The 22,301-nt window shown below is 70.8% G+C and carries 18 protein-coding genes and 1 pseudogene; 16 read left to right on the forward strand and 3 right to left on the reverse strand.

What is annotated here, in order from left to right:
* Positions 1 to 302: 302 nt before the first annotated feature.
* From A4R44_RS38855 to A4R44_RS38880, 6 genes are all read left to right on the forward strand, one after another.
* Positions 303 to 1,628 (forward strand): hypothetical protein, encoded by a 1,326-nt coding sequence (locus A4R44_RS38855; RefSeq protein ID WP_067592529.1) that lies wholly within the window; start codon positions 303 to 305, stop codon positions 1,626 to 1,628.
* The gene (locus A4R44_RS38860) at positions 1,625 to 2,683 is read left to right on the forward strand and encodes a hypothetical protein (RefSeq protein WP_067592532.1); all 1,059 of its coding nucleotides are present in this window, start codon (positions 1,625 to 1,627) and stop codon (positions 2,681 to 2,683) included. Before A4R44_RS38855 ends, A4R44_RS38860 begins: the two co-directional genes overlap by 4 nt.
* Before the next feature lies 1 nt (position 2,684).
* Complete coding sequence (locus tag A4R44_RS38865; protein WP_067592535.1) at positions 2,685 to 5,687, forward strand: hypothetical protein; 3,003 nt, start codon at positions 2,685 to 2,687, stop codon at positions 5,685 to 5,687.
* 54 nt (positions 5,688 to 5,741) lie between these two features.
* Positions 5,742 to 6,269: a hypothetical protein gene (locus tag A4R44_RS38870; RefSeq protein ID WP_067592538.1), complete on the forward strand. Its 528-nt coding sequence runs from the start codon at positions 5,742 to 5,744 to the stop codon at positions 6,267 to 6,269.
* A 9-nt stretch (positions 6,270 to 6,278) separates the two neighbouring features.
* Positions 6,279 to 7,091, forward strand: a complete 813-nt coding sequence (locus A4R44_RS38875) for a DUF3592 domain-containing protein (RefSeq protein ID WP_067592541.1) — start codon at positions 6,279 to 6,281, stop codon at positions 7,089 to 7,091.
* 23 nt (positions 7,092 to 7,114) lie between these two features.
* Positions 7,115 to 8,110: a hypothetical protein gene (locus A4R44_RS38880; RefSeq protein WP_067592544.1), complete on the forward strand. Its 996-nt coding sequence runs from the start codon at positions 7,115 to 7,117 to the stop codon at positions 8,108 to 8,110.
* On the opposite strand, the gene A4R44_RS38885 is transcribed toward A4R44_RS38880, so the two are convergent.
* On the reverse strand, positions 8,111 to 9,280 hold the full coding sequence (locus tag A4R44_RS38885) for a CdaR family transcriptional regulator (RefSeq protein WP_067592547.1): 1,170 nt from the start codon (positions 9,278 to 9,280) through the stop codon (positions 8,111 to 8,113).
* A gap of 80 nt (positions 9,281 to 9,360) precedes the next feature.
* Between A4R44_RS38885 and A4R44_RS38890 the strand changes: the two genes are divergently transcribed.
* From A4R44_RS38890 to A4R44_RS38920, 7 genes are all read left to right on the forward strand, one after another.
* Positions 9,361 to 11,409 carry an acetate--CoA ligase family protein gene (locus tag A4R44_RS38890; protein ID WP_232791969.1) on the forward strand — a complete coding sequence of 683 codons (2,049 nt, stop codon included), beginning with the start codon at positions 9,361 to 9,363 and terminating at the stop codon, positions 11,407 to 11,409.
* On the forward strand, positions 11,402 to 12,721 hold the full coding sequence (locus tag A4R44_RS38895; RefSeq protein ID WP_067592553.1) for an alkyl sulfatase dimerization domain-containing protein: 1,320 nt from the start codon (positions 11,402 to 11,404) through the stop codon (positions 12,719 to 12,721). Before A4R44_RS38890 ends, A4R44_RS38895 begins: the two co-directional genes overlap by 8 nt.
* Before the next feature lie 44 nt (positions 12,722 to 12,765).
* Positions 12,766 to 14,088 carry an MFS transporter gene (locus A4R44_RS38900; protein ID WP_067592555.1) on the forward strand — a complete coding sequence of 441 codons (1,323 nt, stop codon included), beginning with the start codon at positions 12,766 to 12,768 and terminating at the stop codon, positions 14,086 to 14,088.
* Complete coding sequence (locus A4R44_RS38905) at positions 14,088 to 15,269, forward strand: alkyl sulfatase dimerization domain-containing protein (protein WP_067592559.1); 1,182 nt, start codon at positions 14,088 to 14,090, stop codon at positions 15,267 to 15,269. Before A4R44_RS38900 ends, A4R44_RS38905 begins: the two co-directional genes overlap by 1 nt.
* 752 nt (positions 15,270 to 16,021) lie before the next feature.
* The gene (locus A4R44_RS38910; protein ID WP_157905112.1) at positions 16,022 to 16,426 is read left to right on the forward strand and encodes a VOC family protein; all 405 of its coding nucleotides are present in this window, start codon (positions 16,022 to 16,024) and stop codon (positions 16,424 to 16,426) included.
* Positions 16,423 to 17,037: a TetR/AcrR family transcriptional regulator gene (locus tag A4R44_RS38915; RefSeq protein WP_067592566.1), complete on the forward strand. Its 615-nt coding sequence runs from the start codon at positions 16,423 to 16,425 to the stop codon at positions 17,035 to 17,037. The genes A4R44_RS38910 and A4R44_RS38915 overlap by 4 nt, the downstream gene beginning before the upstream one ends.
* Positions 17,034 to 17,360, forward strand: coding sequence for a hypothetical protein (locus tag A4R44_RS38920; protein WP_067592569.1), 327 nt, complete (start codon positions 17,034 to 17,036; stop codon positions 17,358 to 17,360). The genes A4R44_RS38915 and A4R44_RS38920 overlap by 4 nt, the downstream gene beginning before the upstream one ends.
* Here A4R44_RS38920 and A4R44_RS52855 read toward each other — a convergent pair.
* Entirely contained in the window at positions 17,291 to 17,722 is a 432-nt protein-coding gene (locus tag A4R44_RS52855; protein WP_161269328.1) for a response regulator transcription factor, read from the reverse strand. The two genes, A4R44_RS38920 and A4R44_RS52855, sit on opposite strands and share 70 nt — an antisense overlap.
* A gap of 227 nt (positions 17,723 to 17,949) precedes the next feature.
* Between A4R44_RS52855 and A4R44_RS38930 the strand changes: the two genes are divergently transcribed.
* From A4R44_RS38930 to A4R44_RS51385, 3 genes are read left to right on the forward strand one after another with little or no spacing between them, the layout of a single operon-like run.
* Complete coding sequence (locus A4R44_RS38930) at positions 17,950 to 18,693, forward strand: SDR family oxidoreductase (RefSeq protein ID WP_157905113.1); 744 nt, start codon at positions 17,950 to 17,952, stop codon at positions 18,691 to 18,693.
* Complete coding sequence (locus A4R44_RS38935) at positions 18,669 to 19,406, forward strand: SDR family NAD(P)-dependent oxidoreductase (protein WP_095213882.1); 738 nt, start codon at positions 18,669 to 18,671, stop codon at positions 19,404 to 19,406. The genes A4R44_RS38930 and A4R44_RS38935 overlap by 25 nt, the downstream gene beginning before the upstream one ends.
* Before the next feature lie 14 nt (positions 19,407 to 19,420).
* The gene (locus A4R44_RS51385) at positions 19,421 to 20,311 is read left to right on the forward strand and encodes an ACP S-malonyltransferase (RefSeq protein ID WP_095213883.1); all 891 of its coding nucleotides are present in this window, start codon (positions 19,421 to 19,423) and stop codon (positions 20,309 to 20,311) included.
* A 171-nt stretch (positions 20,312 to 20,482) separates the two neighbouring features.
* Here A4R44_RS51385 and A4R44_RS38945 read toward each other — a convergent pair.
* Positions 20,483 to 21,688 (reverse strand): annotated as a pseudogene (locus A4R44_RS38945) (threonine/serine exporter family protein); the annotation flags it as partial.
* Positions 21,689 to 22,301 lie beyond the last annotated feature (613 nt).

The raw sequence follows: 22,301 nt of genomic DNA on the forward strand, positions 1-22,301 counted from the left end.
CGCGCCGCTCGGGCTGATCACGAGGCCGCGACGGACACCAGATGCGCTCGATGTCCAGGCCGGTGCTCCCGGGTGGATCCGTGGCCGGTTTCCCGCCGCAGGCCGACCTGGTCACCGGCTCCCGGGCCGGCCGGCCGGCTTGTCCCGATCTCGCCCCGGTGCCGCGGGAAATCGAAAGACGCGGTTCGCCGGTCGCCGCGCAGATCGGTCCGCGCCGGTGGCCGCCACGGCCGAAAGAAACCGCCGTCTGGTCAATCCCGGCGGCGGGGCAGCGTCAGCCGGCGGCAGGATAAAGTCGGGGCGTGACGACGGCAGGCCAGCAGCAGTCCCGGTTGCGATCGGCTGTTCTCGCACAGGCTTGGCGGCGGATCCCGGGCGTCGAGGTTCTCTCCGCGGGCGACGGCGGACCGCTGACCCGCACGGTGAAGAAGATCATCGATCCGCTGGTGCTCCGCACCGCGGCGCGGCCTCGGCTGGGCCGTCCGCTGCTGGCTCCCGAAGCGGCGGCGGAAGTGACGGAGTTGCTGCTGGCCGACGCGGCGCGGCTGGGTGCCACGGCGGCGTGGTTCACGCACTTGAAGCGGCAGCGCCGCGCCCTGCGCATTACGGCGGGCAATGTTCAGGACGTGTGTTTCCCCCTCGCCTACGAACTCGCGACGAGTTTCGGCAGGCCCGACGCCTCCGCGCCGGAACAGGCCGCGGCGGCGTTGCGCGAGTGGCACGGCGAAGACAGCGCGGCCGCGGTCGATCAGTTGAGCGCGTACTTGGCGGATCCCCGCGCCACGGCCGACTTGACCGCGGAGTTGCGCCGCCGCTGGCACACGACGCCGGACAACCCGGTGGCACCGGACTTCGTTCCCCTGCTCGACGCGGTCGCGAACGGCTTCGCCGACGAGGACTGGCAGGCACTCGCCGGCTCCCCCGCCGGACATGCGTTCGGCCTCGCGCTGCGCCGCCCCGGCGGTGCCGCCGCCCTCGCCCGGGCCGTGCACGAGGTTTCCGGTCTGCCCGCGCCTGATCTCGGCCTGCAACGCGGCGACCGCACCGCCGTACCCCCGCTGAACCAGCGCGACGAGGCAGGCGGCGAACTTCTCGAACGCAGCATCGAACGGCGGGTACGCGCGAGCTTGCGCCGCCTCTCCGCCGCCGAACCGGCTTCCATCGCCGATCTGGTCGATGACGAACTCAGCCGGACGGCCGCCGGATTCGGGCTCGAAACGCCGGTGCTGGCAACGTGTTTCGTGCTCGGTGTGGTCCTCTCCCCCGCGCTTAGGCCCCTTGACGGCAGCGCGCCCGGCGGAATTCCCGCGTTCGCACAGCGGCTCAACGCTCAGGTCGCGCGGGAGGGATACGTGCTGTATGCGCGCCGAGCGCTGGCCGGTTCGACACCGCTGACCGCGCGAGCGGACGCCGATATCCTGCGAGAGCTGCGCGAGTTCGCGAAGCGATTCCTCGCCCGGCTCTGGGTCCGGCTGCACGGTTTCGACGTCAGTGGCCAGACTCCGGCCGCCGCGGCCGACATCCGGGACCTGCTCACCGGCGTCGTCCGGTCGACCTCGCTGGACCTGCGGACGAAAGTGCGCCGCGCGCTCGTGGCCGGCCTGCCCCGGCTGGAGGCGGTCTCGTGAAGCATCCGGTGCACACTCCGGTGATCGCGGCCGACGGCGGCGTCCTCCGTTTCGCCCTGGCCGATCTCCTCGGCGGCGAGGCGCAGTCGATGCGGATCGAACTCCTCGACGCTGACGCCGCCGAACCGTGGCTGACCAGGCTCATCGGCCCCGAAGCCAGCCTGACCGCGCTCCGCGCCGGGCACGCCGAGGTCCCGGCCCAGCCGGACTTGGCCGCTCTCGCGCTCCTGCTGTGGGCCCGCCGCTGGTGGCCCGCGAGCCCGACGCTCGGAATCCCGTCGCTCGATCCGGCGCTGCTGGACCTCGAAGCGGCCGTGGCGACAACAGCGGTCGAAGACGTCGCCGAGGGGCTGCTCGACGGGTTCGAGGCCAGTCCGGCCGAACTGTTCGACCAGGCGAGCAACTCCGGCCTGTTCGCGGCCGCGCGTCCGGTGCCCGGCGAAGTCCGGCTCCGGTGTGCGCGGCTTTCGGCCTGGTTCGACAGCCAGGACGACCTCGTGCGAGCCGAAGCGGCGGCCGGTCTCGCCGCGCGGTTGGAGTCCGTCGCGCCTGGTCGGCGTGCCTACGCCTTGGCCGCGGGCTCCGGTCCCGGCGCGTCCGGCGAGGGCGTGCTGGCCGAGGGACGCGCGAGCGTCGACTGGGCTCGGGTGCCGCCGGGCATACTGGACGCCGCGGAGGACACGGTGACCTGGCGGATCGTCGCGACCCCGGCTGCCGCCCGGCTTGAGGTCGAAGTGGCGGGAGCGCTCGACGACGCGTCCCTCACCGCTGTCGCGACGCACGACGGCGAACCGTTCGCCGAAGCCGCCCTCGATCTCGGCAGCGCCGGATTCGCCGGGACGGCCGACCTGGACGAGGCTGGAGCCAGGCTCGCCGCGACGCCCGCCCTCCGCTTCGATCTCGTCGTCGGAGCAGCGGGCCAGGACGTCGAAGGCACCACGCCGCAAGACCGGGCCGAGGTGGTTTCCCTGGTGCGCGCTCGCGAGGCCCTGCCCCCTCAGGTCCAGACCTTGGCCGAGCGGGCCGCGAGCAGAGACGCCGACGAGGAGTTCTGACGTGCTCGCCGGGTTTCCGCCACCGCTCGCGCCGCCGGACCGGCCACCGCCCCCGGAACTCGCCGGCGCGGTTTCGCACGGCTACAACTGCCGTTGCGTCGCCGAGCATTTCGGCCTCGACCCGGCGGCTTGCCTGGAGTCGCCCGCGTGCGCGCTGACCGAAGCTGAGTACAACTCTCTGCTCGCCGAGGCCTTCGCCGTCCAGGCCGAGGCCAAGCGGCTCGCCGCGACGCGTGATGTCGCCGGTGCGCACCAGGCGTACGCGCGGATGCGGCAGCTCGCCCGGCAGCTCGACCGCGTCAGCCTCGAAGTCGCCGCGGTCAGCGATCTGGCCACCGTCTGCTACTCGGCGGGCGATCTCCGCAACGCGCGCCAGTGCGCGGAAGTAGTGCTCAGCGTCTTCGCCGTGAGCACCGCCGCTGTCGTCCACTTCGGACAGTATGCCGAACTGCGGATGCTCGAAGGCTCCCGCGAGGTGGCGGAGCGCGTCCTCATTTCCCTGTCCACTGAGGATGGTGACCTTGGCCGAGCGCGCGAGCTGCTCGCGGATCAGCGACGTCGCGCGGCGTTCCGGAAGGCCGCCGAACCCGGCCAGTTCCCGCGTGCACAGCTCGACCCGCACGGCGCCGACGAGCTGGAGTTGCGCATCCTCGAAGTGCGCGTGCAGGTGGCCGCCGGGGATCCGGCGGGCGCGCGGGACGCGATCGACGAGATCCTGACCGGCCTGGACCGCGTCGCGGAGGTCGACGAGGTCCGCGACCAGGTGGCGTCGCTGCGGGCAATGGCGCGGGCCGAACGCGCCCGCATCCGCCAGGCGGGCGGCGAGGAAGCGGACGCGACGGCGGATCTCCTGCGGCTCAATGCCCGGCACGAAGGTCCGACGGCGGCGAAATTCGCCATCAGCCTGGCCGAAACCCGCGCGCTCGACGGAGATTTACCCGGCGCGATGGCGACGATCGTCAAGGCCAGAGACGAACTCGCGGCAGCCGGAGTGACCGGCGACGTCGCCGAGGCGAGCTACGCGCTGGGCACCTTGCTCCTGCTCGCAGGCGATGCGGCGCGGGCGCGAGACCAGTTCGAGCACGCGGGAAAGCTGTGGGCGGCGAACGGCGACACCCCGGGCACGCGCCGGCTCGCCTCGGCGCTGGCTCGCTGTGCGGCGGCCGAGGGCGACTGGAGGTCGGCGGACGAGCACGTGGCCCAGCTCCGGGCGGCGGCCCGCGAGTCGGGCGAATGGCTGGAGTGCCTGCGAGCCGATTACCTCTCGGCCGCGATCGGCTGCGAACGCGGCGAAGACCCGCGAGCGGTGCTGGACCTGCTGTTGCCGGCGGCCCTCGCCGCGCAGGAGTACCGGTTCGCGTTCGCGTCGGCCCCGGCGCGCACTGCGTGGGCGAACAGCGTCGCGGGTCCGGCGACGGCACTGCTGATGGTCCTGCTGACCCGGCTCGGCGAAACGCGGCTGACGGCGGAGCTGATCGAGCGCGCGTGCGCGGTCGGGGCGTACCCGGAGAACCGTTCCCTGAACCTGACCGGCGCGCTCCCCGCGCTGGCACCGCCGGTCGAGGACGGTCAGCTTCCGCTGGCCGCATTGGGTTCGGTCACCTCGTCGCTCCCGCTCCGGCTCGCCCCGCCGCCCGGCCTGCGCTGGTCGCCGTCCTCGCCGATGGAGCTGGACGCCTGGTCCCGGCTGGCCGCCGAGCGATACGGGTGCACGGTGGCGCCTGGGACTGTCGAGACCTGGCCCGCTGCCGCACCCGGTCGCGAAACTTTCATCCTGCGCTACGCCGACGCCGGGCACACCTACCTCAGCTGGCGCACCACCAGCGACCTCGACACCGTCCACACGCACCCGATCGACGCCGATCTCGTCGACACCGCGCGCGGCTTCCTCGCCGAAGCTTCCCCGACACCGCGGGAAGGCGAGCCGGTCGCCGACGCGGTTCGTCGTTCACTCGACGCTTTCGGCAGTTTCGCCGGGGAGCAACGCCTTGCCCGCGTCCTCGCGCTCAACCTCCTGCCCGCCGATCTCGTCGCGCAACTCCGGCGCGCCACGCGTCCGCTGCTGCGAATCCAGCCGTCCCCGGCGCTCGCCGCGGTTCCCTGGGGCCTGCTCGCCCTGCCTGATCGCCGTCCGGACCACGTGCTCGACGCCGACGCGGTCGACACCTGCTTCGACAGCGACACCCGGATCCTCGACCTCGCCGACGTCTCGCTGCTCGCCCCCGCCGGAATCCCTCGCCGCGAACCGGCCCCCGCCGGACCGCCCGTCTACCTGCTCGACCCGCGGATCCCAGGTCACAGCGCGTTCGGCGAACTGGGGTCCGTGCTCGGCAAGCAAAACGCGACTTCCCCGTTGATCCGCCACCTCGACGCCCAGCTCGCCGCAGGGCCCGCCCGGCCCGCCGCCGCGCGCGGCCTCGACCTGGTCCGCCGCACCGACACCGACCGGCGGCTGCTCGCCGGTCTGCTGGCCGAACCGTGTTCGCGGCTGGTGTTCGCCGGGCACGTCAGCCGCATCCAGGACGTCCACGGCGCGCAGACCGCCCTGCACCTGTCGTGCCCGGCCGACCTGCCGGGCACCGCCGCGCCGATCGGGGCGCACCGGCCGTTCACCGCTGCCGACCTCGCACTGTCCGAAGTGGACATGCCCGCGCGGGTCGCGCTAATCGGCTGCGCCAGCGCGAGCGACTTCGGCCTGCCCGAACCGTTCGGCGTCCTGCTCGCCGCGGTCGCGTCCGGGGCCGGGCTGGTCGCCGCGACGGTCTGGGCGCTGCCGACGTCGGCCGCGGCGCCCGGCGCGGATCCGATGGCCGAGCTGGTCATCGCCGTCGACACCGCGCTCGCCGGGCCGGATCCGGTAGCCGACCTGTGCGCCTGGCAGCGGACCCGGCTCGCCCGCTGGCGCGAACAGTCCGAGCCAGCCCGCTCGCCGGTCTTCNCGGTCTTCTGGGCGGCTCTGACCTGCCTCGACGCCACCGACGACGGCAAAACCTGGGTTCGGTAGCAGCCCGCCCGCCCGAAGCTGTGTCCAGCACACCGGCACAGCGAAAGGCACCCGATGTTCAAGAAGATCCGCGACAAGATCACCGAAGCGACCCAGCAGGGCATGGCCCGCGGCGCGCAGGATTTCCAGCAGCACGCCGAGCAGTTCCGGCAGGCGGCCGCCGCGCAGGGGCACGACATCACCCCGCAGCTGCCGACGCCGCAACTGGCCGCGCAGGCCTACCGCACCGTCGCGGCCGACCCGGAGACGGCGGCCTTCCTGGCGCTGCCGACGCAGGAGCAGCTGCGCCAGCAGCAGGAACTTCAGGCCTACGGCACCGAACTGCGCCGGCTCTACGACACCGGGGAGAAGGCCACGCTGGTGATCCGCGCGCTGGAGCCCACCGGCCGGACGGTCGCCGGGCAGGCCCAGTACACCGCCACCCTGGACGTCACCCGCGCCGACGGCATGATGTACCGGGCAGTCACCCCGCTGATCACGCCGCGGGCGACGATCCAGCAGTACGCGCCCGGCACCCGCCACGAGGCCCGGCTCGACCCCGCCGATCCGGCGAAGGTCGCCGTGTTCGGCCCGATCGCGTAGGCGGCCGCGGTGTTCAGTTCCTTCGCGTTCGGCCTTCCGGACGACCCTGAACAGACCCGGGCGTCGAGCAGGCGGCTGTGGCTTCTCGGGATTCCCGCGACGCTCGCCTGGGCGGTCGCCGGCTGGTCCGGCGCGCTCGGACTGCTGGACGGCTTCCGGCTGATGTCGCTGAACCGCGTCGGCGCGTGGGGGGCCGACGCGGGACCGGCGGCTTCGCTCGTGTTGTTCTTCAGCCTGGCGGTCACGGTCGCGTCGTCGCTCGGTTTCGCGATGCTGTGGGGTGGCGGAATGTCGTTGCGCCGCATGGGGGTCAGCTTCCGGGCCAGCTCGCTGGCGGCGGCACTCGGCGTGACGCTGGGCAGCGGCGTGGCGGCTCCGTCGTGGACGCCGCCGGAATCCGTGGGCGAACGGCTGCCCTTCCTCGACGGCGAGGCCGAGCCGTGGTCCGATGTGGACTGGGTGGTCTACTACGAGCCGTTTCTGGTCCCCGCGGTGTCCGGGCTCGTCGCGCTGGTCCTGATCGTGGTGCTGCTGCGGGCTTTTCTCCGCGCGGCCGAGGCGGACGACCGCGAACAGGGACTGCTGCACTGCGGCCGCCAGGCGACGGGCGTTCTCACCCGCGTGGATTTCACCAACGTCTGGGTCATGGGGAATCCGCGGTTCACCGTCCACGTGCGGTTTCCCACCGAGACCGGCGAACGCGAGGCTGTGACCACGATGATCACACCGCTCTTCCAAGCCCCTTCCGCAGGCTCGGCAGTGCGGGTCCGCTACGACCCGCGGGATCCGAAAGCCGTTCTGGTGGAACCGGTTTCCCGCTGACCGCCCGAGAAGGGACTACTGCCATGGCAGCCCTCCGCACGATCGCGTCCGGGTTCCTCACCGGCTTGGTGATCGGAGCGACGCTGTGTTCGCTGGTCGTCGGGATCATCGTCGAGAGCGTTCCGTTGTTCGTGGCCGGGCTGGGAATTCCGCTCGGCTACGGCATCCTCCTGTACCTCGGCCGCCTGCCGCGCCGTGCCCGGGAGAAGGCGGTCCCGCCGACAACGGCGCTCGCGCGGATCGACAGCCTGCGCGCCGGAGGCACCGAAACGGGCGATCTTCCCGTCAGCTTCATCCTCACAGTCGCGCCGGACGGTGCGCCGTCCCATCGCGTGGAGGCGACGCACACGGTCAATCTGGTGGATCTTCCGGACTACCGCAAGGGCGACGTCCTGGTGGTGAGCTACCCGCCGGACCGGCCGTGGAAGGTGCGCATCGTGTCCAGCCCGCCGCCGGAATGGCAGCGCCGGGCGGCGAACGCGGTCATCCCGCCCGCGGCCGAATCCACTTTGGTCCATTCGCCGCCGGAGGGCTGCGCCGCCGGTGTCTTCACACTCGTAGGGCTGCTCCTCGGCGCGGGCGCCGTCCTCGGGCTTTTCCGGGCCGAGCTGTTCGCGCCGGAACCCAGTGCCGCTCAGCCGGAGCCGCCTGCCGCGGTAACCTCCTCGGGCTCCGCGACCGTCGACGTCGGCCCGCGACAGTCGCTCCTGGACGAGGGCGAACTGAGCCGCGCCGTCGCCGGGCTGGCCCGGAGCACGGATGTCTCGCAGACGCTCACCGCGGTCGTCCGGGAACACCGGCTGACGGTCGTCTTCGCCCCGGCCGGTGTCCAGGTCCCGCGATTCGACCTCCGCACCCTGCCCGTCCACGAGATCCCTCGTCTGGTCCGGAAAGCCTTGCAGACCCTCGACGTCGGAACGCCGCAGACCTGGCAGGTCACCGTCGTGCCACTGCCCTCCGCACGCACCATCCGCGTCACGGTGACCGGACCCCACGGCAGCGCTTCCCTCGCCGGATGATCACCCCGCCAGCCCGAGCGAAGCGCCGAGCAGCAAAAGTCCCTGGGCGGTCCGCGGATCCGCACCGGTGAGATTGGCGATCCGCGACAGGCGATTGTCCACTGTGTTCGGATGGACGTGCAGCTTCCGCGCGGTCTCCCGGCGGTTGAAGTCGGTCTCGAAATAAGTCCGGAGCGTCGCCGCCAGATCAGGCTCGCCGCTGAGCCGCGCCGCCAGCGCGCGCAGCTGAGGGGTTGCCGCGCTGTCGTGGTTCAGCTGGTATTCGAAGAGGTGGTCCGCGAGCACGGCGACCGTGCCGGGGACCGAATTCACCCGCAGCAACCGCTCCGCTTCCGCCACCGCCGCCGGAATGTGCGGCAGCTCGGCCGCGTGGGCGAACGCGCCGGTGATCTCGACGCCCGTCGTCTGGTGCGCCCGCGGCACCGCCAGCCGGGCCTCGGCCAGCGCCGCTTCGTCATTGTCCGAAGCAGCCGGAATCAGCAACAGACCGCCGTCGGGATCCAACGCGGCCAGCACGTCACCGGACAGTTCGCGACGCAGGTGCTGCAAGAGCAGCCGCGCCTTCCGCTGCCCGGCCAGATGGCGCCCGACCGCGTCGCCGACCGAATCCGCCGGGTCCGCGGCGAACCGCAGCGCCAGCACGCCGTACGCCGGGGCGAGCCGGACGTCCGCCGGCTCCGGGATCGACTCCCCCGCGGCCAGCCGCCGCACCAGGGCCCGTGCCGCCTCGCGTTGTTCGTGGTCCGCGGTCTGGAATTCCTTCTGGTGCGCCTGCACGGCCGCGTTCATCACCCGGTGCAGGCATTTCAGCAGCACCGCCGCCGTGCCGTCCGGCGGAGACCCGGCGGACACGTCGTCGACCTCGGCCCACATCTCCTCGGCCGCCAAGAGGTAGGCATGCACGAACTCGCTGACCGGCAGCCCCTCCGCGCCCCGCTCCCGGCCGCGCTGGCGGAACAGCTCCAGCCCGTCCTCGCCCGGCTCGCTCCCCTCCCGCGCGGCGCGCGCGAACAGCCGGCCGAACTCGCGGATGGTGTGCGCCATGTGCAGGTGCAGATGTGCGGGCACCTCGCCGCGGTAGTGCGGCGAGGTCGCCACATACCGGCGGATCGTCCGTTCGACCGCCTTCGGCAGCCGGTGCTCGAAGCTGCGCCACGACAGTTGTGACATGTCACAGCACGGTAGCCGAAAACCTGGGCAATGTGCGCTACCAGCTGGGCAGGCCAGCGGCGACAGTTGGGGTTGTGTCCATGACCGCGATCACAGGAGGTCCCGCACCGATGCGCTGCGAGCCGCTGTTCCGCCCGAAATCGGTCGCCGTGGTCGGCGTTTCCGCGACCACCGCGCTGTCCTGGGGACGGATCGCGCTGGACCGGCTGCTGCGCGGCGGCTTCGGCGGCGAGGTCTTCGCGGTCTCCCGCGGCCCGCTCGGCCTGCCCGGCGTCCGCACGGTCGGCTCGCTCGCCGAGATCGGCTACGGCCCCGACCTCGTGGTCCTCGCGACCCCGGCGGAAACGGTTCCCGCGCTGGTCAGAGAAGCCCGCGAACTCGGTTCCGGCGCGGTCATCGTCTTCGCGTCGGGCTTCGCCGAGGGCGGCGACACCGCGCTGGAGGACGAACTGCGCGAGGCCGCCGGAGACCTGCCGGTGCTGGGCCCGAACTGCCTGGGCGTGGTGAGCCACCCGGCGGGCGTGCAGCTCTCGACGACGGTTTTCCTCGACCGCGAGCGCGTGCCGCCGGGGCCGATCGCGATCGTCACGCAGAGCGGCGCGATGGGGTTCGTGCTCGCTGACCTGCTCGAACAGGCCGGGATCGGCTACTCCTACTACGCGAGCGTCGGGAACGAAGCCTGCCTGTCCAGCCATGAAATCGGCAGCGACCTGCTCGATCAGCCCGACGTCGAGGTGCTCGTGCTCTACCTCGAAGGCGTGCGCGACGCGGACGGTCTTCGCGCGCTCGGCCGGCAGGCACGGGCGGCGGGCAAGACCGTGGTCGCGCTCGCAGTGGGCAGCAGCGCCGCCGGTCGCCAGGCCGCGCTGTCGCACACCGCGGCCGTCGCCGGTGATCACTTCCTGCTCGCCTCGCTGTGCCGCCAGGAAGGGATCCACCTCGTCACCGACGACGACCAGCTGGTGGACGCGGTGCTCTGCGCCCGCAAAGGAACGACCCTTCCCCCGGCACCGCGGCTCGCCGTGCTCACGATGTCCGGTGGCGCGGGCGGCATCCTCGCCGACAACCTGACCGCGCTGGGGGTGCGAATTCCGCCGCTGTCCGGCGCGACCCGCGCGAAACTCGCCGAGGCCGGCGGTGCCGAGGCGGCTGAGGAGAACCCCGTCGACCTCGGCGGCAACATCGACCGCTGGCTCGACCGGGTCGGCGATCTGCTCGGCGCGCTCGACGAAGACCCGGAGCTGGACGGCGTCGTGCTCTATCTGACGTTCGGCGACCGGTTCCGCGAGGCCTACCACCGGCTGGCCGCGGCTGCCGCCGCGATGCGGACGCCGACGTGGTTCGTCTGGGCCTGTGCGCCGCCCGGCGAGCTGGCGGACGTCGGGCGGCCGGACACCGTGCTGCCCAGCATCGGCGCTCTCGTGCGACGGCTCCGGGTGCTGGTCCCGGACCGGGTCCCCGAGCCCGCGGACCACGCCGCGCCCGATGACCGTCCAGTGTGGACTGAACTGCGAGCCGTTCCGCTGCTGGAGGACGCTGGCATCCCGCACGTGGACACCGTCGCCGGAATCGATCTCGCTGCCGCCGTCGCGGAAAACGGCTGGCCGGAGCCGTACGTGGTCAAAGGCGATGCCGCCGACGTGCCGCACCGGGCCCGCGCCGGGCTCGTGCGCGTCGGCGTCACGGCGGCCGAACTGCCCGCAGTGCTGGCCACGCTCCAAGCGCGGCTGGACGAGGTCTCCGCCGATCCGGACCGGACCCTCGTCGTGCAACCTCTGCTGCCGCACACCGCCGAACTCGCCCTAGGCGCGACGCGGGATCCGTTGTACGGCACCGCAATCGTCCTCGGCGCGGGTGGTGACCGTGCCGAAGACCCCACCGCACCCCGCCGCGCGCTGCTGCTCCCGGCCACCCCAGCGCAGCGAGCTGAACTCGCCGCCTGGGCTGGCGACGTCCTCGCCGCCCCGGTCCCCGCCGTCGCCGCCGCGATCGACGGGCTCGCCCGCATCCTCGGCGACCATCCGGAATTCGCCGAAGCCGACCTCAACCCGCTCTGCGTCACCGGCGACGACCTGGTCGCCGTCGACGCGCTGTTCACCGAGAACGTTCAGGAGGCATCCCGTGACTGACCTGCTCGACTACGCCGACAAGGTCTGGCGGGGCGAGGCCGACACCCGCGTCTACCACACCGGCACGCTGCGCAAGGACGGTCTGCACGAGCTGGCCGAGGGCGTCTGGATGTGGCCGGCGTTCGGCAACGTCTTCCTCTTCCCCACCGCCGACGGCCTGTTCTGCTTCGACACCGGCGAACGCCGCACCGCGCAAGACCTTTTCGACGCGACCCGCGCCCGCACCGGCGCTCCGCTGCACACCGCCGTCTACTCGCACGGCCACATCGACCACGTCTTCGGCGTCGGCCCGTTCGATCTCGAAGCGCAGGAGCGCGGCTGGCGTCGCCCGTCCGTGCTGGCGCACGAAAACACGCCGCCGCGGTTCGACCGCTACGAGCGCACCCGCGGCTACAACACGGTGATCAACCAGCGGCAGTTCCAGTCGCCCGGATTCCGCTGGCCCGACCGGTACCGGCATCCCGACGTGACCTACCGGGACACCACGACGCTGCGGATCGGCGACCTCGACGTCCGGCTGACGCACGGCCGCGGCGAGACCGACGACGCGACGATCGCGTGGCTGCCCGACCGGAAAATCCTGTGCTGCGGCGACTTTTTCATCTGGTCCTCCCCCAACCCGGGCAACCCGCAGAAGGTCCAGCGGTATGCCGCCGAGTGGGCGCGGGCGCTGCGCTGGATGGCCGGGCTGGGCGCGGAACTGCTGCTGCCCGGGCACGGCGTGCCGATCGCCGGCGCCGACCGGATCCGGACCGCGCTGGCCGACACCGCCGAGTTCCTCGAAACCCTGCACGACCAGACCGTGGACGCGATGAACGCGGGAGCCACCCTCGACGAGGTCGTGCACGGCGTCACCGCGCCCGCCGAACTGCTGGCCAAGCCGTATCTCACACCGTCCTACGACGAGCCGGAATTCGTCGTCCGCAACGTCTGGCGGCTCTACGGCGGCTGGTACGACGGCAACCCGGCCAACCTCAAGCCCGCGCGCCGCGCCGAACTGTCGCGGGAACTGGCCGACCTGTCCGGCGGCTCCGACCGGCTGGCCGCGCGGGCGCGGGAACTGCTCGCCGCCGGCGAGCACCGGCTGGCCGGGCACTTCGCCCAGCTCGCCGTCGACGCGGCCCCGGACGACGAGACCGCGCACACCGCCCGCGCGGAAGTGTTCACCGCACTGGAAAAAGCCGCGACCTCGACGATGGCCAAGGGCGTCTATGCCTGGGCCGCCGCCGAATCCCAAGCCGTGCTCGACGGAACCGACCGCGCAGAGCAGCTGCGCGCCCGCACCGCGGGCCGCACCCGCTGGGCCTTCTGACCCGCCGCCCCGTCCGACAACGACGTTGAAATGGGGACCCCACGATGAACGCTCCCGCTCTCCCCGCCGAAACCGCCGCCGGACGGCGCACCGGCGGCACCAGCGCCCGCGGCTGGGTCGTCACCGGGCTGCTGCTGGTGTTCATGCTGATCAACTTCGCGGACAAGGCCGTGCTCGGGCTCGCCGCGAAACCGCTGATGCACGATCTCGGCCTGTCGCCCGAGGCGTACGGCCTGATCAGCAGCGGGTTCTACTTCCTGTTCAGCATTTCCGCGATCGTGGTCGGCTTCGTGTCGAACCGTGTGCCGACGAAGTGGATCCTGCTCGTGCTGGGCGTCGTCTGGGCGCTGACGCAGGCCCCGATGCTCGGCACGGTCGGGTTCGGCGCGGTGCTGGTCAGCCGGATCGTCCTCGGCGCGGCCGAGGGCCCGGCGAACCCGCTGGCGATGCACGCGGCGTACAAGTGGTTCCCCAACGAGAAACGCGGCCTGCCCAGCGCGCTGCTGAACGCCGGTTCCGGCATCGGCGTGGCGCTGGCGTCGCCGCTGCTGACCGCGCTGATCGTCGGCTACGGCTGGCGATGGGCGTTCTTCGCGCTGCTCGTCGTGGGCCTGCTGTGGTCGGTGCTGTGGGCGATCTTCGGGCGGGAGGGAAAAGTCGCCGGAACCGCTTCCGTGCACGCGACCGCGGTCAAGTCCGAAGCGGACGAACCGCGCGTGCCCTACCGGCGGATCCTGCTGAACGGCACCTGGCTCGGCGGGTTCCTCGCCGGATTCGCCGCGTACTGGGCGCTGGCCGTGCTGGTCGCCTGGGTGCCGCATTACCTCGAAACGGCGTTGCACTACAGCACGGTGACCACGGGGACGCTGGTCGCGCTGCCGTGGATCGCGTCGGTCGTGTTCAACCTCGCCCAGGGCATGCTGAGCGACCGGCTGATGCGGCGCGGCGTGTCGAGCCGGGTGGCCCGCGGCGTGCTCGGCGGGATCGCGGTGCTGGTCTCGGGTCTCGCGATGCTGCTGTTCCCGCACACCGGGGGCTGGTTCCAGATCGCGCTGCTGACCGTCGCGTTCAGCCTGGGCGGGGTGGTGTTCGCCCTCGGCGTCACGATGAACGCCGAGATCAGCCCGACCCGGCAGCGCGGCGCGGTGCTGTCGATCACCGTCGGCCTGGTCACCACCGCCGGACTGCTCGCCCCGTACCTCACCGGACGGCTGATCCAGGCCGCTTCGTCGCCGGTCAGCGGCTTCACGCTGGCCTTCACCATCAGCGGCCTGCTGTCCCTCGCGGGCGGTCTGCTTGCCGTGTTCTTCGTCAACCCCGACCGCACCGCGCGGCGGCTCGGGCTCCGCACCGAGGTGGTCGGCTGATGCCTTTTCAGGACACTAAGAACCCGCTCTACGGCAGCGGCCGGATCACCGAGGTCGCACCCGGCGTCCGCTCGATCGGGCTGCAGGGCAACAGCCTGGCGGTGGAAACCGCGTCCGGCCTCGTCGTGGTCGACACCGGACCGTCCCCGGACCTCGTCGCGCCGGTGCTGGACCAGCTGCGCGAACCGGTGCGCTGGATCGTCTACAGCCACGGGCATCTCGGCTACAACTACGGCGTGCCCGGGTTCTTCGACTACGCCGCCGCGCACGGAGAGCGCCGCCCGGCCGTCGTGGCGCACGAGAACGTCGTCCGGCGCTATCAGCGGTATCTGGAGACCGCCGGGCTGCAAAACCACATCAACACCCGGCAATTCCGCCGCCCGATGGCCGATATGGCGGCCCCTCCGCCCATCACCTTCCCCGACCAGACCTACCGGGAAGCGCTGACGCTGGCCCCGGACGTCCGGCTGCTGTGGGCACCGTCCGAAACGGACGACGTGACCGCGGTCTGGTTGCCGTCCCAGCGGGTTCTGTACGGCAGCGCCGCGGTGATCAACGGCATCCCCAACATCGGGACACCCATGCGGACCATGCGCGACACGGTCCGCTGGGCCGACACGCTCGACCGGCTCGCGGCGCTGAACCCGGCCGTCCTGGTGCCGGAGTTCGGCCCGGTCGTGCGCGAGGACCCGGTCCGGCAGCTCACCATGACCGCGGCCGCGCTCCGGTGGCTGCGCGGCGCGGTCGTGGACCAGCTCAACCAGGGCCGGCGGGTGGACGACATCGTGCACGATCTCCGGTATCCGGCCGAACTGTTCGACGTGCCGTGGATGCGCGAGCACTACGGCCACCGGGAGTACATCGTCCGCGACATCGTCCGCTCGGAAACCGGCTGGTGGGACGGAAATCCGACGACCCTGCACCCGTCCCGCCCGGACTTGGCGGCCGCGGCCCGCGCGGAGGCGATCACGGACAAGCAGGCGGTGCTCGACCAGGCCGAGCGGCTGCGCGGGGACGGGCGAGTGCAGGAAGCGTTGCATGTCATCGATTTGCTGGCGCTCGCGCCCGGGGACGATCCGTTGGTGAAGCAGGCGCGGGCGGTGAAGGAGGAACTGTGCGCGCTGCGGGCGGCGGAGGCCAGCAGTTACGTGTCGCGGAGTTTTTACCGCAGCGGGTGGTGACGCGGCTCGCCTGCAATTCACCACCAGCCCTCTCGCGAGCGCTGCGATAAATTCTCTTCGCCGGACAACTTCGCGGGCATGAGCCGGCCCCTCGGGACGAAGCCGCGATCTTGGCCCCCGCGCCGCAGGCACCGCTGCCGGACGCCTGCTTTTCCGGCTGGTTCCGGAGCGAACCGCGCCCGCGTGGTTCACGGTGTGGCTCGTCCTCGCGGCCCTGATACTGCTCAGCTGGCTTGCTGGTCCGTGAGTTCCCGGAGCTCTCGCTGCCAGCGGATGGACCTCGGCCCGGCGCGAGCGGGTTCGCCGGGAGACTTCCCGGCGAACCCTCGGCCACCACGCGGGCAACGCCGTCTTCCAGGTCAGCTCCAGCCGCTGCGGTCGTGCGGTCAGCCACGGCACCTCGGCCGCGAGCTCCAGATCCGGAAACCGAGCCCGCAGCGTCGCCAGTGCGACCTGCAGTTCCAGCCGCGCCATCTGGGCGCCCAGGCAAAGATGCGGTCCGTGGCCGAAGCTCGGCGTGGCGCGGTACGGGGACTTGACCGAGGCGATCGCCAGATTCGCACGGCCGGTGCCCCTGCCCTCGACCGTCCGGTTCTCGGTGGGCCCGACCCCGGACCCCGCCCGGTTCCGGCTGTTCGCGAGCACCCGCGACGGCGAGGTGCTCAAGGCCGCGTCTTTCCGCGTTGCGGATCGCGGGAGGCTAGCGCATGATAGGGCTGTCGGTCGATAGCCTCGGAGACAGGAGGACGCTTGTGCCGATCAAGCAACTGGACAACATCGGGATCGCGGTCAAGGACGTCCGGCGGGCAGCGGAGTTCTTCCGCGACAAGGTGGGCCTGCCGGTTGAGCTCAGTTTGGCCGGCGAGCCACCGTCGGCCCAGGTCACCACCGGTTCGCAGTACCTGTACGTCTTCGAGGTCAAGTCGTCCGCGGCCGCCGCGGAGCGGCACAGCGATCTGATCGGCAATCCGCCGGGCTTCGACCACGTCAGCTTCACCGTGGACAACGTCGACCAGACCTACCGGGAACTGCGGGACCGGGGAGTCGCGTTCGACAGCGAGCCCGTCACCGAAGAGGCATGGGGAATACGCATGGCAGGATTCCGCGACCCGGAAGACAACAGCTACTTTCTCGTTCAGACGCTGGCTCCGCAGTGACCGGCGCCGCCGTCTTCGACAGCGCCCGGCCCCGGTACAGCAAGCTCATCGAGATCGCGACGGAACTGTTCAGCAGCAACGGCTATCAGGCAACCACGATCCGGCAGATCGCGGGCGCGATGGAGATCAAGAGCGCCAGCCTCTACTCGCACGTCGGCAGCAAAGCCGAGATTCTGCGCGAGATCGTGCTCGACGTCGCCCGGGAGTTCACCGATTCCGCCCTTGCCGCCGTCGCGCCCGCGCACACCGGCGAAGACCAGCTCCGCGCCCTGTGCCGAGCCCACATGCGCGTGATGACGGACCGGGCGAGCGCCGTGATCGTGTACTTTCACAATTGGCGGACCTTGAGCGACGAACACCAGCGAGAGATCATCTCGCTCCGGCGGCGGTACGAGGGGTTGTTCCGCGCCGCGATGCGCAAGGCGATCGCCGAGGGAGCCTATCGCGAGACGGACGTAGCTCCTTCGGTCCGAGTCCTGCTCGGTGCGCTCAACTGGACCTATGAATGGCGTTCGCCGAGGCGCCGCTCGGACCCCGATATCTTGGCCGACGAGATACTCGGCGTCGTCGCCGGGGGTCTGCGCCGGACGGACAAGAGGAAGAAGCCGTGACAGCGCGGCGCGCACAGTTCCTGCTCGACCTGTCCGTCTACGTCGAATGCCGGCCGAACCCGAATCCCGAGTCTCCCGCCGTCCTGCCGCGCCCCGGTGCCCGGGTCCTCGCCCCGGTCTACCGTCAAGGCTTCCACGCCGGGTACGCACCGGGCACCGTGGTGTCGCGCGACGAGATCGACCGGATGGCGACCGTCGAGTACGACGAGCAGCAGGACGGCGAACCGGGCTTCCCGGCCACCGGAGTCATTGCCTACGCGATATCGCTCCTCGCCGCCTGCCATCCCGATCCGTCCCCTGTGGACAGTATGCCGAGGCGGTAGGCAAGACTCACCGCCTCGGTCCGATGGGTGGCACCGAGCTTCAGGAAGACCGCGTGCACATGGGCCTTCACCGTCTGTTCCTTGATGCCGAGCGCCCGGCCGATCCGGCGATTGCTCGCCCCTCGGGCAAGCAGGTCGAGTACCTCCGCCTGCCGTTTCGTGAACGAAGCAGACTCCCGCACCTCCGGCGGGGCAGCCGGATTTCCCGAAAATTCGCTTTTCGCGACGGGCACCGGATCCGGAAAAAGGGAGTGCAGATGCTGCAGCTTGTCGATTGCCGCCTGCTGTGATTCGACAGCGTTGCGCAGACTCGAGATCACGCCTTCGATATCGCCCCACCCATCGAGATTCGATGCACGCACAGTCTCTTGAACCCTCCTCCTCGGATAACAACAGCGTAGCGTTTACGTAAAGTAGTCGTGACCGCCAATAGGGCTAACCACAGAGCCGGTTCCGGGTATTAATACGTGCCGATGGTCGCATTGAAATGCCGACCCGCCGAAGGCGAGACTGAGCCAAGGACAACCGACGACCGGGCGAGGGCAGGATGCCGCTCGAATCAGGAGCACTCGAAGGGAAGGTCGCGCTGGTGACCGGCGGGGCCAAGGGAATAGGTCGTTCTGTCACCGACCGGATCGCCCGGCTCGGCGCGCACGTGATCATCAATTACTGTCATGCGGAAGAGGCGGCAAAGGAAACCGAGGAGGAACTGCTCGGACGCGGTGCGTCGGTAGAACTGATTCGATCTTCGGTGGCCCGCGAGAAAAGCGTACGGCACCTGTTCGAGCAGGTTGCGAACCGGTGGCCCGCTCTCGACATCCTCGTGAACAATGCTGCTTCCGGCGCTTTTGGCAGCATTCGCACGCTTACTGAAAAGGATTGGACGAGAGCGGTGGACACGAACCTGTACGGCACACTCCGCTGCTCCCGATCAGCAGCCGCGATGATGCATCGCGGCGGAGTGATCTGCAATCTCTCTTCGACTGGAGCGCACAATACAGTTCCAGGATACGCCGCGGTGGGAACAACGAAGGCCGCAGTCGAAGCATTGACCCGATATCTCGCCGACGAGTTCGCTCCGTTGGGCATCAGAGTGAACTGCGCGTCCGCGGGACCGCTGGACACTCCCGCGCTGTCCGCGCTCGCGGCGGGCGATTCTGTCCACGACTCGCTCGTGGCGCGGACCCCCGCCGCACGCCTGGGAAAAGGCGAGGATCTCGCCAGGCTCGTCGGGTTCCTGGTCTCACCGGAATCCGATTGGATCCGGGGGCAGACTGTGGTCGCTGACGGCGGTCTCACGCTCTCGTCGTGGCCAGCGCGGGACAGCCGGTGACGGCCGCAGCGCCGGTCGCCCTCGTGACCGGAGCATCCGGCCTGCTCGGCGCGCGAGTCGCTGACCTCCTTGGCCGACGGGGAATTCCCACCGCGCACCACTACGCGAACCGGAATCCGTCGTCGGCACCGGGCCTGCCGCAGATTTCCGTCCGGGCCGATCTCGGGAATACCTCGGAAGTCGAGGCCATGATGGACGAGGTGCGCGAACGTCTCGGCCCGGTGGGAATCCTCGTACACTGCGCCGCGACCGCTGCCGATGGGCTGATCATCGACCAGGACGAGAAAACCTGGCGCGAGGTCGTCGACGTCAACCTCGTCGGAGCCTACCGCGTTATCCGGTGCGCTCTCCCGTCGATGGTCCGACGCAGGTACGGCCGCATTGTCGTGGCGTCGTCCCCGTCCGCTCTGCGCGGCGTGCCCGGGCAGTCGGCGTACGCGAGCGCCAAGGCAGGACTGCTCGGCCTGGTCCGGACGCTCGCCGCCGAATACGCGCCGCGGAACATCCTCGTGAACGCAGTCACACCAGGATTCATGGACAGCGAACTCACCGTCGACGTCTCCGAGCAGGCCCGAGCCGCCATTCTGGCCCGCACCGTCCGCAACCGGCCGCTCGATCCGGCACTCGCGGCCGAGGCCGTGCTCTTCCTGCTCGACAACGACGCCGTCACCGGTCACAACCTGGTGGTGGACGGTGGTTTCTCGCTCTGCTGAAAAGGACGGCTCCGATGACCGGCGAACCTGACCAGGTCGCATTGTGCTTCCCCGGCCAAGGAATACCGGCGGCCGATCTCGCCTGCGGGCTGCGCCGGCTGAGCCCCGGCCGAGCGGACCGGTTGCTGGCGACCCTGTCGGCTCACTCGCTCGACGACCTGGACCTCACTGACACAAGGGTCGTGCAGCCGACGATACTGGCGCTCAGCCTGTCCGGTGCCCGCGCGATGGTGCCCCGTACCGGCGATGTCGCCTTGGTACTGGGACACAGTTTCGGTGAAATCAGCGCACTGGCCTACGTCGGCTGCCTGTCCGAGGAGGACGCCCTGCGGGTCGCCGCGATCCGGGGCGAGCTGTGCTGGAAGCAGTCACTGCAGCGGGACGGCGCGATGGTGGCGATCCTCGGCCTGCCCCCGGCTGAGGTCGAATGGCTCCGCAGGCGGGTGCTGGGAAACCTGCCCGGAGCGCAGCTGGAGACGGCTGCCGTCAACGGGCCCCGGCAGCTGGTGCTGTCCGGCGACCGGCCCGCTGTGCACACCGCCGCCGAGGACGCGATCGCGCATGCCGCGGAGGCACGGATCCTTCCGATCAAGGGAGCGTTTCACGGTCCGCACATGGCAGGCGCAGTGCCTGACTGGGCGAGGTTCCTGGACACGGTGGAAATCCGCGAAGCCCGCATTCCCTTCGTGTCGTCGACCGAGGTGCGGCTGTGCGCGACATCAGCCGAAATCCGGCGGGCGCTCGTGCGCGCGCTGGTGCTGCCGGTCCGTTTCGCCGCCGCGCTGGACTTCGCAGCCTCCCAGGGCGTCCGCACCATGGTGGACAGCGGACCCGGCACGGTGCTGAGCAAGCTCGTCCGGCGGCACGGCGGATTCGCGCGCAGATTGACCGCATCGGGTCGATAAGCGAAAACGGCACGCGGACAGCGCCGCCGATGCCGTGACTGAGTGTCGATGTCGTCGCGGCGGTGGCGGACCCCCGGCAGCACTCGGTCCGATGTCAGTCAAGCAAGCGGGCTCCCCCGACATCGCGGCCGCAGGCCGGCGCAGTGCCGCAAGCTGCAACCCGAGCACAACGCCGACCCCGATCGCCGCGGTGGACACAATCGCCTCCGCCACCGCGTCCCCCGACCCGGGGACCCGCGCGAAAACCTGCGACAGGCCCAAATACATCGCGGGCCCCGGCAACACGGCACCGGTCAGACCCGGGATCGTGACCGCGGCAGTGGGCACCTTCAGCGTCCGCGCCGCCGCCCCAGCGAGCACGCCCAGCACCGTCGTGGCGAGAAAGATCGACACCGGAGCCGACAGGCCGAGCACCGACCGTCCCGTCCAGTTCGCCAGCGACGTCACGACCCCGGCCCCGCAGGCGAGCAGCCACCAGCGCGCGGGAGTGCCCATGAGGATCGCGTTGCCCAGCGCGCCGACCAGGGCCGTCACCGGCACCAGGGCCGGCGGCAGCGCGGCGAGGTGCACCCGGCTGGCCTCACCGAGGATGTCGAGGTCGTTCGCCACCGAGACCACGACCATCACGCCGGTCGCGATCGCCCCGGTGAGCAGCAGCACTGTCACGATCCGGGCGGCCGCCATCAACGGGAAATCGCCGACCGCGTCCTCGACCAGCGACACCAGCGACAGAATCGGCAGCAACAGCACGAGATTCGCCGCCGAAAGACTCGCCGCCTCGTGCCCGGTGAGCACACCGAGCGACAGCAACGAGACCGCGCCGGCCAGCACCGTGCTCGCTTTGGCCGCGACCTGGAAGAACTCCGCGATGCCGACCGTGCTCAACGCCCATCCGGCGCGGTTGGCGAAAACGAACAACCCGGCGGACACCACGGCGGCGAGCACGGTCCCGTTCGCCTGGAGGCAAATCATCGCCGCGAGCAGGCAGCCGCCGAGCAAACTTCCGTACCACGGCCATGTCGGCCCCGCTTGAGCGAGGATTCCGGCGTCACGTTCGGCTTCGGCAGGCGAAATCGTACCGGCGGCGGCGCGCACGGCGAGCGCCTCCCAGTCTCCCATCCGGCCGATGTCGCGCGCGTCGTTCGCCTGCACGCTCCCGAACAGCACCAGCGGTTCTTCCCCGCCGCCGCAATACTGGAGGTGAATAGCCCGTACTCCCACCGAAATCCGCAGATCCTCGACGCCGCCTGCCGACGCCAGCCCGCGGACCGTGCGCACGACGACGGCAGTTTCGATGCCCTGCCGGAACATCTGCATCGCCACGTCGAGAGCGAAGCTCAGCACCCGCAGCGCCCGTTCGCGCTCGTCCACTGCCATGACCGCACTCTAAGCAGCCGCCCCGACAAGAAAGCGCCCGCGAACGCGAGGAAAAGAATCCTTCGCCCGATCGTGGCGCAGCCTGACCTCCGCTGAGCAGAACACGCCCGGACAGCCGCTTGCGCGATCGACCGCGAGAGCCGCACTTTTGAGTGAACCGCCGCGATACCTGTGACACGGCCCGCATCCAAACCGATCCACCTTCTGTCGTGGCGGAGGAAGACGGACTGTCCTGGCATCCCCTCGCTGTCCCCGGCCGATTCCGAGCAGTGGACCAATCATCTGGGCGCCACTGCCGAAAGGGGCAGCTCTCCGACCCGCGCGGGGTATTCCGTGTGGCTGAACCGCCCGCCCAACCTCACCCCGATCCCGCCGAACCGGCTGTCTTCGACGAGGTCGTCCAGCGGCTTTCCGGCGGCCCGCCCTTCGCCGCGCCGCCGGGCTGTCGATCGTCCGCGGCGGCCACGTCCGGGTGCTGTTCACTTCTCTGGCCAGCCTCGACGAATGGGGCCCACCGGCCGCATGCACCACATTCCAGGCGATCTGCACCGGCAAACCCAGCGTGTGCAACGGCCGGTCCGCGCGGACGACGATGCCGCCCGCTGCCGTTCTC

Source organism: Amycolatopsis sp. M39 (assembly GCF_001651785.1).
GTDB lineage: Bacteria > Actinomycetota > Actinomycetes > Mycobacteriales > Pseudonocardiaceae > Amycolatopsis > Amycolatopsis rubida.

Bases quoted from the DNA above. Each gene is read 5' to 3' on its own strand.
- A4R44_RS38870 (WP_067592538.1), top strand. From the start codon at position 5,742: ATGTTCAAGAAGATCCGCGACAAGATCACCGAAGCGACCCAGCAGGGC.
- A4R44_RS38880 (WP_067592544.1), top strand. From the start codon at position 7,115: ATGGCAGCCCTCCGCACGATCGCGTCCGGGTTCCTCACCGGCTTGGTG.
- A4R44_RS38885 (WP_067592547.1), bottom strand. From the start codon at position 9,280: ATGTCACAACTGTCGTGGCGCAGCTTCGAGCACCGGCTGCCGAAGGCG.
- A4R44_RS38890 (WP_232791969.1), top strand. From the start codon at position 9,361: ATGACCGCGATCACAGGAGGTCCCGCACCGATGCGCTGCGAGCCGCTG.
- A4R44_RS38900 (WP_067592555.1), top strand. From the start codon at position 12,766: ATGAACGCTCCCGCTCTCCCCGCCGAAACCGCCGCCGGACGGCGCACC.
- A4R44_RS38905 (WP_067592559.1), top strand. From the start codon at position 14,088: ATGCCTTTTCAGGACACTAAGAACCCGCTCTACGGCAGCGGCCGGATC.
- A4R44_RS51385 (WP_095213883.1), top strand. From the start codon at position 19,421: ATGACCGGCGAACCTGACCAGGTCGCATTGTGCTTCCCCGGCCAAGGA.